The organism is Paraburkholderia fungorum, assembly GCF_046027605.1.
Taxonomy (GTDB): domain Bacteria; phylum Pseudomonadota; class Gammaproteobacteria; order Burkholderiales; family Burkholderiaceae; genus Paraburkholderia; species Paraburkholderia fungorum_F.
Window position 1 is genome coordinate 136,435 of sequence record NZ_JAQQEF010000018.1, and the last position, 15,054, is coordinate 151,488.

Sequence of the window (15,054 nt, forward strand, 5' to 3'; positions counted from 1 at the left end):
TGTGCGGGCCGGGCCGCATGCGTGATGAGCTTCATCAGAACTTGTGGCGAAAACCGAGCGATACCACCGTCTGGCTGTCGCTGCTCGATGGGGTGACCTGATTGATGGCCGCGACCGCGGACTTGCCGGTGGAGTCCACACCCAACGCCCGCTGATAGACGCCAACCAGATACACGTCGGTTCGCTTGGAGAGGAAGTAGTCCACGCCGATCGTGCCCTGGTGATACTGGGCAGCATCCGCTCCGTTGACCGAACTGCCGCGCGTGTAGTTGTATTCGAGTCCGACCAGCAGATTCACCAGAATCTGGTATTTGAAACTGAGCTCGACGTCGTTGAACGTGACTTCACCGCTGAGCTTGCGCGGATCGGGGCCGGCCTGGGCGGTGTTGCCGAGCCCCATGAACTTGATGTTCGAATAGGTTGCACCCAGCGTTGCGGCGCCGAATGTGTAATTGCCGCCGGCGCCAATGACTTGATAGGTTGTTGCAGAGGCGTAGCCGCTATAGACCGGGCTGGTGATCGAATTCGCGGTCGGCGTCGGGGTGCCGGTGGTACTGTTGCCGAAGAAACTCACGTTCGAATTTCGCACGTTCAGGTAACCCACGCCGAGCACAAGCGGTCCGTTCGTATACCCTGCGCCGAGCGACCACACCTGATTCTGCGTCACATTGCCGGCAATCCCGCCGAGGCTATATAAACCGCCGAACGTAATGCCCGCATAGTTCACACTCGCATATTTGATGGAGTTGTTGGTGCGGATGCTATTGTCGAAATTGTCGAGATCGCCCGGATGGGATCCAATCGTGCCACCCCACTGATCGCCAACCGTAAGCGGGCCGATATAATCGACTACGGAATCGTATTGCCGTCCGAGCGTGATCGTGCCGTACTGATTGGATGACAGACCGACGTACGCTTGCCGGCCGAACATGAGCCCGCCCTGGCCGAGTTTGCCGGTACCGAGATCGAAGCCATTTTCAAGCCGGAAGATGGCACTCAAACCGCCGCCCAGATCTTCCTGGCCGCGAAAGCCCCAGCGGCTTCCGCCTTGTGCGGCGGTAGTCAGGTTGTACAGATGCTTGCCTCCCGCGTTGCTGTTGTATTCGGGACCTTCGTCGATCATGCCGTATAGCGTGAGGCTCGATTGCGCGAAAACCGGCGGCGCAATCGTCGCGGCAAACATCAATAGTCCTGCTGCGGACATCGTCTTCATCTTTCGTCTCCTGGCATTTCTATATATTTATGAGGCTGCTGCAACGAACGGATTCCGTGGATAAACGGGAACCCGGCCGCCTTGAAACAAAGATCTATCGTTCGCGTTGCGTGGAGGTCGAAACCGCTGCGGTTTGCTCGCCTTTATATTTCGCCGCCTTCTGCGCCGGCGTGAGAAAGCGTGCTTCCAGTTCCTGTACTTGCTCGATGCCCATGATCTCGTTGAGCTCCTCGAACGACACCAGCGCGTCCGGACGATCGACTACTTCGCCGCTCGTGAAAGACTGCTGCAGCAACTGAATGCCTTGTTTCATGCCCATCAGTGCGCAAGCCGTGAGCATTCTTGGAAAAATGACGACCGCCACGCCCAAATCCTGCAAATGCGGCGCGGACAATAACGGGGTGGTCGCGCGTCGGCGGATACCGAATCCCATGTTGACGCACAGCGGCCTGGAGACATTCCGGACCACGGTCGAAATCTGTTCCTCGGTCACTAATGCATCGCAGAACAGCAGGTCCGCGCCGGCCTCCGCATAAGCGTTGAGCCGCCGGATCACTTCATCCATGCCGTCCGTGGCGAGCGCATCCGTACGCGACTTGATGATGAAGTCGGGATCCACGCGCGCGGCGACCGCGGCGTGGATCTTCTCCACCATTTCCTCGCGCGGTATCACTTCCTTGCCTTTCATATGGCCACAGCGTTTGGGCCAGACCTGATCTTCGAGCATGAGGCCGGCCACGCCCGCCTGTTCGAAAGCCTTCACCGTGTGATAGACGTTCACGGCATTGCCGTAGCCCGTGTCGCCATCGGCGAGCAGGGCGAGATTGGTGCATGCCGAGAGCGACCGCGCGGCAGCGACGTTCTCCTCGAGACCCATCAGCCCGACGTCAGGCTGACCGAGACGCGATTCGCTGATCCCGCTGCCGGTGATGAAAGCGGACGTGAATCCGCAATGCTCGACGAGACGCGCACTGAATCCGTCGTACACCCCATGCAGGGCCAGGATTTGCGGTGCTTCGATCAACGCGCGAAGGTGGGCGGTTTTCTTCATGATGTCTCCTGGCTGCTGACGACCGGTAACGGCCGCCGTCAGTCTCCGGTGTGCGCCATGGACGGCGCGGTCATAGTGGGTAGAACGGCTTCGATGCTCGATCTGATTTCGATGAAATAGGGCTGCTGTGCCGCAAGGCCGCGTTGAATCGCAGCGTCGACCTGTTCGGGCGCCGTGACGAGTTCTGCTTCGATACCGAAAGCGCCGGCGATCTTGACGAAGTCCGGATTGGTGAGCGACGTGCCGACATGCCGCCCCGGATACGACCGTTCCTGGTGAATGCGGATCGAGCCGTAGCAGTTATTGTTCGAGACGATGAAGAGGATCGGCAGTTGCCGTGTCACGGCCGCGATCATTTCGTTGCCGGTCATCGTGAAGCCGCCGTCGCCGACGAGGCAGATCGTTTTCTGCGCCGGCAGACGCAGTTGCGTGGCCACGGCGGCCGGCGTGCCGTAGCCCATCGCGCCGGACAAGGGCGCCATCAGGCGCTGCGGAAATCTGAACGGGAAATGCCGGTACACGGGCGCGGCGAACGTGCCCGCATCGACGCAGATGACGGCGTCCTCGGGTGCATGTTGTGCCAGCGAACGCACCACATTCACGAATGACACACCGTCGCCGGCGCGCTGCTCCGGCCATTGGGCGAGGCGCGCCGCAACCTCGCGCAAGCGCGCGTGCCATTGCCGCGCGCGCGAAAGCGGCTGAGGCAGGCGCGCATGGATGAGGGCGTCGGCAAGCGCAACCGGATCGCACACGATGCCGATATCCGGTGCGACATGCAGACCGATGGCGTGGCCATCCGCGTGACCATGCACGAAGGTTTGCGCAGCGCGCGGTGGTCGTGGGAAACGATAGCCTTGCGTCGTGATGTCGCCGAGCCGCGTGCCTAGTCCGACAACCAGGTCGCTCGATTCGAAGGCTTCGATCTGTTCCGGTGGATTGGCGAGCCCCAGATCGCCCGCATACAGGGGATGCTGGTTGGGGAAGATGTCCTGACGCCGGAACGATACCGCGACGGGAACGTCGTACGTTTGCGCGAGCCTCAGGAGTGTTTCGCGTCCGCGCGGCGCGTCGAATCCTCCGCCCGCAATGATCAGCGGGCGCTCTGCCTGTTCGAGCAGCCGGGCGATGCGCTCAAGCGTCGCGCCGGTCGGAACCGTCGACGCGCCCGGCTCGGCCCGCCATGCGGTCAACTCGACTTCCTGCTGCTGGATGTCTTCCGGCACGACCAGCACGACCGCGCCGGGTGTGCCGGCCGTTGCGATGCGCAGCGCTTTGAACGCGGCGGCCGCGAGCTGTTCCGGTTCGGTGACTTCCACGACCCACTTGGCGATTGAACCGTACATCTGCTGATAGTCGATTTCCTGGAACGCTTCTTTGCGCAAATCCGCTTTAGGGATCTGCCCGACGATCAGCAGTAAGGGAATGGCGTCCTGTTGCGCGGTGTGGAGCGCAATCGAAGCGTTCGTCGCGCCCGGTCCGCGACTGACCAGAACGACACCGGGGCGGTGCGTCAGTCGTCCGTCCGCACACGCCATGAAGCCGGCCCCGGCTTCATGGCGGCAGGTGACGACGTCGATTTCCGGAAAGTCCGCCAAAGCATCGAGAATGCCCAGATAGCTTTCACCGGGAACGAGAAAGACGCGATCGATCCCGTTAGCGGTGAGCACCGAGAGCAGCGCGTGAGACGAGGTAGTGGTTTTTGCTGGCTTCATGGGTTGCGTATCGAAGTGGATGCAATGACGGTTGTCGCGTTCATTGTTGTTTCGGCCGCCACGCAGCATCAATTGGATGGCCGGCATATCAGCTATGCCGTTTTTGATGCGTTCCATGTCGAGAAGCTTCGTGTTCATTGCTGGGTGGGCGTGAATGCGTCGACGCCTGGGAGCCGTGTCAATTGAACGACTGTAGAAGAACTGTCGTTTGCGTGGAAATACCAATTGAATGAGGTCATCATAGGCATAACCTCTGACCGTTAAACTCAGGATGGCGAATCATGGATACGCGTCAACTCAGATACTTCGTTTCAATCGTCGACTGCGGCAGCATGGGCAAGGCAGCTGAAAAGCTCTACGTGGCGCAGCCGTCGTTGAGCCAGCAGATGAGCCGCCTCGAAGACGAGCTCGACACGCGGCTATTGATCAGAAGCCGGCAAGGCGTGGTGCCCACCGCAGCGGGCCAGTCGTTGTATCGTCATAGCCGTCTGGTATTACGGCAAATGGAAGAGCTTAAGCAGGAGGTCAGGGAAGGCGGGATCACCGAGAGCGGAACTGTTGCAGTGGGATTGCCGACCACCATGGCATCGATTCTCGCCATGCCGCTTTTTACCCGTATCCAGGAGCGTTTTCCTCGCATTCGTCTGCAGTTCTTCGAAAGCATGAGCGGCTTTATCAGCGAACTGCTGGCTAATGAGCGCATTGATCTGGCGATTCTGTTTCGCGACTGCGATACCCTGGGCGTCACGGCACTGCCTGTGCTCGAGGAACAGCTCTACGTGTTCGGTGAGCCCGGTGGCACGGTCAGCGAATTCGCCCAGACCTGCACGCTGGCGCAACTGGGCGGCGTGAAGCTCGTCGCGCCCGGTGTGTCGAATGGTTTGCGCCTGTTGCTCGAACGCGTTTTCGCGCGCGAAAACGTGGAGCTCAACATCGTCGCCGATATCGATTCGCTTCCTACGCTGATCTCCATTGCGCAAGCCGGTGCGGCCTGCACGATTCTGCCGGTATCGGCATTGGCGCAGCGTGAAGTGTCGAGACGCCCGAAGGTGCGCAGAATTGTTAGTCCGGAGTTCAAGCGGCCGGCGAGCGTCTGCTGGTCCAGCGCGACACCGATGAGTTCAGCCACGTCCGCCGTGTGTCAGACCATGGTCGACCTGATTCATGAACTGTCCACGCAAGGCGAATGGCCCGGCATCACGTTACTCGATCCCACTATGAGTCATGCGCGCGTCACCACGCATCGCAGCGAGGACGCCGAGTTATTCCGCCGCTTCGCCTACGTGCGATAGCGGCCGGTTTTGTAGCGCACCGCGTTCGAAGCGCGGCGTCTCATCGTCACGATGCCGGCGACTTCGCATGTTTGTGATCGGCGCTCAACTCGGCGTCGGCGAGAATTTCCCGTTCGACATCCTCAAGCGTTTTGCGGCGCGTTTCCGGACCTACCGCGAGTACGAGCAGGCATAACAGCAGCAGCACGCTCGCCAGCATCACGAACACGGCGAACGAGCCGAACCCGTTCAGCACGAACAGCACGAAGTACGGCATGATCGCGGCCGACACGCGACCGACCGCCGTCGACGCCCCAAACCCCGTGCCGCGCACATCGGTTGGAAAGAGTTCCGGCAGGTAGACGGCGAGTACTGTGTTCGCGGTGATCTGCACGAAGAGCACTTCGAGAAAGCCGGTTGTGACGAGTATCCAGGCGGGTGCGTCGAGTGCGAACGCATAGCCGATGCCGACCGCCGCGGCGAGAAACGACGCGCTGGCCACCACGGTACGGCGCCCGAGCCGGTCGACCAGAAAAATGGGAATCAGCATGCCGATCGGCGCGCCCATCGCCATGATCGCGGAGTACGAGAGCGAGTGCACGATCGATTGCCCGCGATGCAACAGCAGTGTCGGCACCCAACCAATGAAGCCATACTGGCTCGCAAGAATCAGCGACACAATCGCGAAACAGAAAAGCGTGCGGCCAAGCCCGTGACGGCTGAACAATGCCGTCCACGGCAGTTCCTTGCGCTCGGGTGCGAAGGTGGTCTGCGTCACGCGGGGCGCTTGCGGCTCGCCGGTATTCTCGAGCCATAGCGCGTCGAGCACGGCATGCATTTCGGTGGTGCGGCCCTGGCGTTCAAGCCAGCGTGGCGACTCGGGCAACGCGCGCCGCAGATACCAGACGATCAACGCCGGCACAGCGCCGACAATGAACATCGCGCGCCAGCCGACCATTGGCAGAAACCATGCGCCAACGAAGGCCGACAGCGGTTGCGCGCAATTGACCAGCAAGCCGAGCGTGACGCCCCAGCGTCCGCGGCAATACGCAGGCGTCATTTCCGCCATGATCGCGTAGCCGACCACCAGTTCGCCGCCGAGCCCGATGCCGGCGATGAAACGCAACACAACGACGAGCGGAAACGAGGGCACGGCCGCCGTCGCCAGCGTCGCGAAGCTGAATAGCAGCAGGTTGAACTGATAGAGCGATTTACGCCCATAGCGGTCGGCAAGCGTCCCGCTCACTACCGAGCCGATCGCAAGACCGAGAAACGTGGCGAAGATAAACTGTGCGACGCCGCCCGTGTCGGTGAAATGCGTGTGCACCATCGAGGCGACCACGCCCGACTGCATGAAGAGTTCGAATGCATCGATCAGCATGCCCGCGCCTAGCAGCCAGAACATCCGGCGGTGCGCCGCACCCACGGGCATCCTTTCGATGGTGGCCTCTGCGATCGACATGATGTCTCCTCCAGTGTTGCCCGTCTCGTTCTCGTCGTTATCCTTCCCAGTCACTCACTCGGGCCGCGTGCCTCGTATCTGCACGCGATGCATCAGGCGCCGCTGGCCCGGATAGTCGTCGAGTGCGAGATGCTGGCAGCAGCGGTTGTCCCAGAACGCAATCGAACCCGGATACCAGCGGAACCGGCAGGTAAATTCAGGGCGCGTGGCGTGTTCGAACAGAAACCGCAGCAGCGGGGTGCTTTCGGCAACGGTCATGTTATCGAAGCGCTCGGTATGAAGCGAGTTGACGAATAGCGCTTTTTTACCGGTGTCGGGATGCGTTCTGATCACTGGGTGCACCGCCGATAGCGTTGTATGGCTGTTGTAGCCCTGACCCGGTGCAAGCACGTCGTCGGCTTCGAGCGAGGCGAGGATGTGGCCGTTCGAATGAACGGCGCGTACATCCTTCAGCATCGCTTTCATGCCGTCGGACAAGGTGTCATAGGCCATGTACTGATTGGCGAACATGGTGTCGCCACCCACCGCAGGTAACAGGCGCGCGGCGAGTACCGAGCCGAGCGGCGGAATCTCCAGATGCGTGGTATCCGAATGCCATTCCCAGCCGAACACGAGCGAGTCTTCCGGCTTCTTGTCGATGATCAGCAACTCGGGCAGCGATCCCGGATGCTGGCGATGCGGCGGCAGTATCGCCAGTTCGCCGAAATAGCGCGCGAAACGGGCGAGGTCGTTATCGGACGCATCCTGATCACGGAAGAAGATCACAAGGTGCTCATGATAGGCACGTCTGATCTGCGCAACCGTAGCGGGATCCAGTTCGGTGGACAGATTGACGCCGAATATTTCGGCACCCAGTGAACCGGCCAGCGGCTTGACGACGATGCTCGATGTCATGCGTGTCTCCTGCTCGCAAAAGGTGGCGAGCGTTTTCAGAGGACCTGTACGGTGTCCTGTTTAATCACGACGATCATGTGTTTCGAGAAATTGCTTGCGTTCACATATGTGAACGAATATTCTTATCCTTGAACCAAGAATAGATGATGGCCCGACACTGTGCAAGCGCGTGTTCGGCCTGGATCAACTCGAATTCGGGTTTTCCTTAAATTCTGCTATGGCTTATTCGGGGTCGCCATGACGGTAGCCAACGAGACGGATGTCAAAAGCGCACGGCGTGTAGTCGAAATTTTCCAGTTGTTCGCGGAGCTCAGGCAGGCGGTTCCGCTCGCGCTCATCAGCAAGCGGCTGGCGCTGCCGAAGTCGAGCTGCCTCGCGTTGCTGAAAACGCTCGAATCGAACGGCTATCTGTATCGCGTGCACGAATCCTCGGACTATTACCCCACGCGCCGTATCTTTGACGAGGCACGCATCATCGTCGACAACGATCCGCTGCTTTCGCATGTGCGGCCCGTGCTTCAGGAGTTGTGCAACGAAACTGGGGAGACCGTGTTTCTGGCCACCCGCACGGGCCATCAGTCGCATTACCTCGAAGTCGTGCAATCCGGGCAGACGCTGCGTTATGCGGCCACTGTCGGCGAAAAACGGCCGCTGCATATCGGTGCAGCAGGGCAAGCGTTGCTCGGCGCAATGGACGAGAGCGCGCGCGACGCGTTGATCGACAAACTGGAATTCGAGCAATACGCGCCGAACACCGTGACCAGCAAGCCGCGCTACAAGCGCCTGATCGAACAGGGCAAGGAGCGCGGCTGGTTCGTGTCGATTGGCGGATACCAGTCGGAAATCGCCTCGATCGGCCACTACGTGTGGATCAATGGCGAGGCTTATGCAATCGTTGTCGGTGCGCCGACCCAGCGGGTAAAGGGCAACGAGATGTCGATTGGCCGCGCGGTAGCCAAATATTGCAAGAAGATATCCAACCGGGCCTAGCAACGCGGCAAGCCACGCCGAGGTCCGGCCGTCGTTCCTGTTTGGCGCGGCGCGGCTCAGCTTGCGCGAAGTACGGCCCACAGTTCGCTGGTTCGCAACTCATCGAGTGCGAGCACGGCTTCGCGGACCTGTTCGGCACGCGCGTGGCTGAGGCTCCAGCACGCGTTCTCCCTATACTTCGCGACGATCGCTTCATTGGACAGAGCGCGCTCCCCGGCGCCTTTGTTGATACGGTAATAGCGCTGATGCTGGCGGCCATCGTCGGTATCCACGATCAGGCCGCCCGAGTAGTAGGCCGGAAACGCGCTGTCCGGGTCGGCAATACATTCGACTCGCGCCGAGAGCGACAGAATGCGTTCGTCGGCGAGCGCATCGGGTTCCAGTTCGGCGAGGCCGAAACGCCCACGCACGAGCGAGGCCGCCGCCACATATTGCGCGCTGAACTTCGCTTCGTAATTGGTGGCGGGCCGCCGTTTCGCGGCGAGCGGCTCGGTCACGATCGGCATGACCGGCTCGGGAAGTAACGCGCGAATGCGGCTGATCCGGCTCAAATCGATTTGCGCTTCGCGCGCGAGGTCGGCGCCGGCTTCGGCGATGGAATGGAGAAAGTGGCAAACCGGATACGGCTTGATCGCCATCTGTTCCGTTTCCCAGACTTCGCCGAGCTTCGCGCGCGCCACCTCGTAATCCACCTCGCCCGCATGGTGCTGCAGGTGCGAATCAAACAGGCCATAACGCCCTTCGTACGGGCGCGACGGCGCAACAAAACCCGCCTGGGCGAGCCGCGCCGCGGTGATGCCGCCGACCCCGCCCCAGCCTGGATGCAGGCGCTTGGACCATGTGCCTTCTTCAAGGAATACCTGCACGCCGGAGGCCGTGCTCGCAGCGATGCCTTGCGCCGCGGCCAACTGGTCGACGTCGAGCCCATACAGCCGGCCCGCGATCAACGCCGCCGAAAAGTGCGAGAGCACGCCCGTCGGATGATAGCCGGCGTGATGAAAACCGCCTTTGGCGGCCGCGCCAAGGCGGGTGGCGACCTCCATGCCGACCAGATACGCGGTGAGCGCATCCCGCCCGCTCGCGCCCACTTCATTCGCGACGCACAGCGCCGCCGGCGCGCAGAACGCCGTGGCGTGCACGATGCCTTTCATATGGGTGTCGTCGTAATCGAGCCCGTGCATCAAGGCGGCGTTGAGCAGCACGGCATTGCGCACTGTCTGCGTATCTCTGCAACCGATGACCGGCGCCGCACCCTGTTCACGAAGCGCCTTTACGCCGCGCAGCATGACGTCGGCGAATTCGTTACGGTGCGACGCGAACGCAATGCCCACCGCGTCCAGGATCAGATGTTTGGCACGCGTGCGCACGTGGCGAGGCACCGTCGCCGGATCGAGCGTATGCGCGAAAGCAGCGAACGTTTGCGAGAGAGTAGGGTGACCGGCGGATGCATGTGCCATCTTTGAGCTCCATCGTGTGTCGAAAGCGGTCTGTGAATTCGAAGGCGAATGGATTCACGTTATAGACCGGCCACTGGCACAAGCAAGATGTTTTGTGCGGAACATCGCCTATCTACGCACTAACCCGAATCTTTGTCCGCCGTTAAATCGACGTTCAGCAGATCGAAATTCCGGATGCCGCGGTTATCGGCCATGCTGACGCAAACATGCGGGCGCAACGAATTCCGGCGCGCGCCTGAGCGGATGACATAAGACGATTCGGAGACAGCCATGCTTCTAGTGCGGATGCGAACGTGGTTAAGCGTGCTCGTGGCGTTGATCTTTATCCTGCCTCTGGTGTCGGCCGATGCATTTGCAAGCGATCCGGCGCTGATCGCGGCGGCGAAGAAAGAGGGAAGCCTCGTTGTCTATGGCTGCGATCCGCCGCAGACCCCGGTTTATCTCGACGCCTTCAAAAAGCGCTATCCGGAGATCAAGGTCAGCTCCTATGTGGCCGGCTGCTGGCAGATCTACAACCGCCATATCGCCGAGCGCAACGCGGGCAAACAGGCCGCCGATGCGTTCTTTTCGCTGGAGGACGTCTTCACGCGGATGCAGAACGAGAAACTGCTCGATCCCTACCATTCGCCGGAACTGAAGAATTTTCCCGCCGATGCCGCGCCGGCCGGCAAGGATTACCAGCGCGTGAAGACGCTGATTCTCGGCGTGGGCGCAAACAAGGCCTATTTGAATGGCATGCAACCGCCGACAGACTGGATGGACTTTGCGAACCCAAAGAAGGAATGGCAAAACCAGATTACGTTTTATGACCCACGTACATCGTCGGCGGCATTCTCGCTGCTCGCCACGCTGTACCAGAACTTCGGCGAACAGCAAACGGTGGCGATCTATCAAGGGCTCATCAAGTCAGGCGCGGAACTGACGCCCACTACGCCGGCGGGACTTGCGAAAATGCTGTCCGGTGAAAAGCCGCTGATGTTCTATGTGGTCAACAACCACTACAGCGGCGCGGTGGCGAAGGGCGCGCCGCTCGAATTCATCGTGCCGAAGTCCGGCACCGTCTCGACGCCGTTTTCGGTCGCGGTGCTCGCGGGCGCGCCTCATCCGGCTGCCGCGAAGCTGTTCGTCGATTTCATGATGAGCGACGCGCAGGCGATCATCGTGAAAGCGAACGAGTACGCATTGCGTAATGGCTCTGCGCCGCCACAAGGGATGCCTAAGCTCTCGACGGTCAAGGTGCTGCCGCTCGACATCGACGCGGCGCTCAGGCAGCAGACCCAGCTGATCGAAATATGGCAACACGCCACAGGAATCCGTTGAGGCCCACCATGTCGATCGTGATTCGCGGCTTGCAGAAGTCATTCGGTGCGCAGCAAGTACTCAAGTCGGTCAGCGAGACTTTCGCCGATGCGCAGATATCCGTGCTGCTCGGCGCAAGCGGCTGCGGGAAGACGACGACCCTGCGCTGCATCGCCGGACTCGAACGGCCGTCGGGCGGCGAAATCGTAGTCGCGGGCAGAACCGTGTATCAGGATTCGCCCGCGTTATGGATCGCGCCCGAGCGCCGCCATATGGCGATGGTGTTTCAGTCGTACGCGATCTGGCCGCATATGACCGTGTTCGAAAACGTCCGGCTGCCGTTGCGCGCGGCCGGTATCGGTGGAGAGAAGGCACGCGACGCCGTGATGGCGACGCTGCAACTGGTCGGCCTCGATGCGTTCGCCTCGCGCAGCGCGACGCAATTGTCGGGCGGTCAGCAGCAACGCGTCGCGCTTGCTCGTGCGATCGTGGCCGAAGCACCCGTGATTCTGATGGACGAGCCGCTCAGCAATCTCGACGCCAAACTGCGAGTCGAGATGCGCATCGAAATCCGTGCATTGCAGCGGCGCCTCGGCCGCACCATCCTGTTCGTGACGCACGACCAGGAGGAGGCCATGTCGATTGCGGATACCGTCTACCTGTATCACAACGGCACGGTGATCCAGAAGGGCGCGCCGAAGGATCTCTACGATCATCCCGCGAGCCGTCATGCCGCCGAGTTTCTCGGCCGGGCCAACATCATCGCGAACTACGAATGGCAGATGGCGGCAAACGGCCCGGTATTCGCGCTGCCCGGCGGACTGGCGTTACCCGCGGCCGCAACCACTCAAGCGCCCAAGCCGGGCGAACTGCTATGCATTCGCCCTGAAAAGTGGCGCGTGCGAGAAGCCAGTACGCCCGGTGCAATCGCGGGACGCATCGCCGAGGCAAGCTTCGTCGGCAATCGTACCGAGTATCGGATCGACACCGCGTTCGGCCAGATGAGCGTGGTGCAACTCGATGCGGGGCCACGCCTGCCAGGCGATGCGGTCAGTCTCGAAGTGAACCCCACCGACATACGCGTGATAGGAGCGTGAGATTGTCCGATCTGCCTTTTGCGGAGCGTCACGCGATGCAGCGCCATCGGCTGATGCAGCGGTTACCGGCGGCTCTGGCGGTCGTGCTGATCTGCAGCGCGGTCGTCATTCTCGTGATTGCACCGCTATTCGCGGTGCTTTATCGCGCGGTGTTCGACGCGGACACGCCGGGTGCGTCGCTCACGGGCCGCTACTTCGCCGAGGTACTGAGCAAGCGGATTTACTGGGAGGCGTTAGTCAACACACTGGCCGTGTCGGGCGGCGCCGCGCTGCTTGCCACGCTGCTCGGGGTGTCGTTCGCATGGATATTCGAGCGCACCGATACCTGGATGCGCGGCGTGCTGCAATGGATCAGTCAGTTGCCGATTTTCATTCCGCCGTTTGTGGGCGCCGTCGCCTGGGCGCTGCTCGCGGCGCCGAGGAGCGGCATCATGAACCGCATGCTTGCGGCCGTCGGCATACCAGGTGTGCTGGACGTCTATAGCCGATGGGGGATGCTGATCGTCATCGGTCTTTATCTGGCGCCGTACGTGATGATGATCGTCGCGGCCGCGCTGCGCAGCATGGACCCAAGCCTCGAAGAGGCGGCCCAGGTGTGCGGCCTCACCCCGTTGCAAACCATGCGGCGCATCACGGTGCCGCTGCTGGCACCGGCGATTCTCTCCGGCGCGGTGCTGTCGTTCACGATCGCGATCGGCCTGTTCGGCACGCCCGTCGTGCTCGGCTGGTCGCGGCAGATTCTCATGCTCACTTCGCGCATCTGGATCGGCTCGCAGGAAGTGCCGCCGAACTACGGCGTGATGGCCGTGCTGTCGATCTATCTGCTCGGACTGTCGACCCTGACCATCTGGCTGCAACGCGTGCTGATCGGCAAGCGCGTCTACACCACCATCAGCGGCAAAGGGTTCCGGCCACGGCTCGTCGAACTCGGCGGGTGGCGCTGGGCGACCGTCATACTCGCGACGCTTTATGTCGTGTCGACCATCATCGCGCCGATCGCGATCCTCGTTGCCGCGGCATTGTCCCGCTACACCTGGTCCGGCTCGTATTCGCTCGCCACCGCCATCGGCTATCTGCAATCGGACGACGTGTGGTTCACGCTGCAAAACAGCGTCGTGATCTCCGTGATCTCGGCGAGTGTGGCGACCCTCGCGGGCATCGTGATCGCGTGGATCGTCGTACGCACCCGGCTGCCGGGCAAGGGCGTACTCGAATACGTGATCCTGTTGCCGATTTCAATGCCGGGCATCGCGTTCGGCGTGGGCATGCTGCTGTTCTGGATCAACGCGCCGATTCCCGTGTACGGCACGACACTGATCATCGTCTTTGCGTTCGTCGGCCGCTTTACGGCTTATGCGGTGCGCTCCGTGTCGGCGAGCCTGATCCAGGTGCATCCCGAACTCGAGGAAAGCGCGCGCGTGTGTGGCTATGGAGCCTTGCGCACGTTCACGCACATTACGTTGCCGCTGATTCGCGCGAGCATCGTGGCCGCCTGGCTGCTGCTCTTCAGCTTCTTCATGACGGAATTGTCGATGGTCGTGATTCTTTACACAGCGGCTGACCGCACGTTTTCCGTACTCGCTTTCGAAGCGTGGAATGTCGGCGATTTCTCGCGGCTCGCGAGCTATTCGCTGTTGCAAATGGCGGTTGGCATCGTCTTCATGGCGATTCTCAAGACCTGCTTTCGCAGCTGGAATTCACCGCGCTCGATGCAACCCGTTACGCCGAATTGAAGCAGACAGCCGTCTGCGGAATCTGCCCGTTGCTGGGCGTCGTCTGGAGGAGCAGGGTAATGAAACCGAAGAACATGCTGATGGACACGATGAAGTCGGGCCGCACCGCGCTCGGCGTGTGGGCAAACGACCCCGAAACGGCGGAGCTGTGCGCGCATCTCGGCTTCGACTGGATCATGATCGACATGATGTTTACCGGCATGGATTTCCATGACGTGCAGAACATGATCCGCACCTGCGAGGCGGCCGGCATCACGCCGGTGGTGCGTATGCAGACCAATCCGTGGCATGGCTACGATGCGCGGATTGGCGTCGATCTGTCGCGCTTGCAGGGTCTGGGTGCGGAATACGTGCTGATCTCGCATTCGGGCCTGCAGGAGATCGACGAGGCGCTGGAAATCGCGCGCGACTGGCACCGCCGGGCGCTATGGATTCATCCGTTCAACAACCGGGAATGGGAGCAGCGCACCGATGAAATGGCGCAGGCCACCTATATCATTCCCCACGTGGAGAGCCAGGGCGGTATCGACGATTTCGACAAGGTACTCGATCACCCCGACCTGAAAATGTTCTTCTTTGCGATGACCGATCTTTCGAAAGTACTCGGCGGCAATGCAAAGAAGCCGGATTTCAATAGCCCGGACCTGTGGAAACTGGTGGATCGCGGCGTGAAGAAAGCACACGAGCGCGGCATCATGGTAGGTGCGAATACCAGTTACGCGTACACCCTGGAAGAGATGCGCCAGCGCGTCAAACGTCTGCACGATGCCGGCATGAACTTCATCATGATCCAGGGCGCCCAGTTCCTGTTTCAGGTCGCGATGATGGAATTCTTGCCGAATGTGCGCAAGGACCTCGGACTCGATTGAATG

The 15,054-nt window shown here is 61.1% G+C and carries 13 protein-coding genes; 7 read left to right on the forward strand and 6 right to left on the reverse strand.

The features are described from left to right. Positions 1 to 34: 34 nt before the first annotated feature. The 3 genes from PQR53_RS26465 to PQR53_RS26475 form a co-directional block, all read right to left on the reverse strand. Positions 35 to 1,204 carry a porin gene (locus PQR53_RS26465; RefSeq protein WP_408460707.1) on the reverse strand — a complete coding sequence of 390 codons (1,170 nt, stop codon included), beginning with the start codon at positions 1,202 to 1,204 and terminating at the stop codon, positions 35 to 37. Positions 1,205 to 1,307: 103 nt separating this feature from the next. After that, positions 1,308 to 2,264 carry an isocitrate lyase/PEP mutase family protein gene (locus PQR53_RS26470; RefSeq protein WP_408460639.1) on the reverse strand — a complete coding sequence of 319 codons (957 nt, stop codon included), beginning with the start codon at positions 2,262 to 2,264 and terminating at the stop codon, positions 1,308 to 1,310. A gap of 38 nt (positions 2,265 to 2,302) precedes the next feature. Beyond that, entirely contained in the window at positions 2,303 to 3,979 is a 1,677-nt protein-coding gene (locus PQR53_RS26475; RefSeq protein WP_408460642.1) for a thiamine pyrophosphate-dependent enzyme, read from the reverse strand. A gap of 3 nt (positions 3,980 to 3,982) precedes the next feature. On the opposite strand from PQR53_RS26475, the gene PQR53_RS26480 reads away from it, so the two are divergent. After that, positions 3,983 to 4,165, forward strand: coding sequence for a hypothetical protein (locus tag PQR53_RS26480; protein ID WP_408460645.1), 183 nt, complete (start codon positions 3,983 to 3,985; stop codon positions 4,163 to 4,165). A gap of 95 nt (positions 4,166 to 4,260) precedes the next feature. Beyond that, positions 4,261 to 5,271, forward strand: a complete 1,011-nt coding sequence (locus tag PQR53_RS26485) for a LysR substrate-binding domain-containing protein (protein WP_408460648.1) — start codon at positions 4,261 to 4,263, stop codon at positions 5,269 to 5,271. Positions 5,272 to 5,317: 46 nt separating this feature from the next. Here PQR53_RS26485 and PQR53_RS26490 read toward each other — a convergent pair whose 3' ends face one another. Next, a complete protein-coding gene (locus PQR53_RS26490; protein ID WP_408460651.1) occupies positions 5,318 to 6,712 on the reverse strand; it encodes an MFS transporter in 1,395 nt (464 codons plus the stop codon). A gap of 54 nt (positions 6,713 to 6,766) precedes the next feature. Next, on the reverse strand, positions 6,767 to 7,606 hold the full coding sequence (locus PQR53_RS26495; protein ID WP_408460653.1) for a TauD/TfdA dioxygenase family protein: 840 nt from the start codon (positions 7,604 to 7,606) through the stop codon (positions 6,767 to 6,769). A 237-nt stretch (positions 7,607 to 7,843) separates the two neighbouring features. Between PQR53_RS26495 and PQR53_RS26500 the strand changes: the two genes are divergently transcribed. Continuing rightward, positions 7,844 to 8,596 carry an IclR family transcriptional regulator gene (locus PQR53_RS26500; protein WP_408460655.1) on the forward strand — a complete coding sequence of 251 codons (753 nt, stop codon included), beginning with the start codon at positions 7,844 to 7,846 and terminating at the stop codon, positions 8,594 to 8,596. 56 nt (positions 8,597 to 8,652) lie between these two features. On the opposite strand, the gene PQR53_RS26505 is transcribed toward PQR53_RS26500, so the two are convergent. Beyond that, entirely contained in the window at positions 8,653 to 10,053 is a 1,401-nt protein-coding gene (locus PQR53_RS26505; RefSeq protein ID WP_408460658.1) for an MmgE/PrpD family protein, read from the reverse strand. 270 nt (positions 10,054 to 10,323) lie between these two features. On the opposite strand from PQR53_RS26505, the gene PQR53_RS26510 reads away from it, so the two are divergent. From PQR53_RS26510 to PQR53_RS26525, 4 genes are read left to right on the forward strand one after another with little or no spacing between them, the layout of a single operon-like run. Next, entirely contained in the window at positions 10,324 to 11,373 is a 1,050-nt protein-coding gene (locus tag PQR53_RS26510) for an ABC transporter substrate-binding protein (protein WP_408460660.1), read from the forward strand. A gap of 8 nt (positions 11,374 to 11,381) precedes the next feature. After that, complete coding sequence (locus PQR53_RS26515; RefSeq protein ID WP_408460662.1) at positions 11,382 to 12,449, forward strand: ABC transporter ATP-binding protein; 1,068 nt, start codon at positions 11,382 to 11,384, stop codon at positions 12,447 to 12,449. Between the two features lie 2 nt (positions 12,450 to 12,451). Next, positions 12,452 to 14,182 carry an ABC transporter permease gene (locus PQR53_RS26520; RefSeq protein WP_408460664.1) on the forward strand — a complete coding sequence of 577 codons (1,731 nt, stop codon included), beginning with the start codon at positions 12,452 to 12,454 and terminating at the stop codon, positions 14,180 to 14,182. A gap of 59 nt (positions 14,183 to 14,241) precedes the next feature. Beyond that, on the forward strand, positions 14,242 to 15,051 hold the full coding sequence (locus PQR53_RS26525) for an aldolase/citrate lyase family protein (protein ID WP_179741333.1): 810 nt from the start codon (positions 14,242 to 14,244) through the stop codon (positions 15,049 to 15,051). Positions 15,052 to 15,054: the final 3 nt, after the last annotated feature.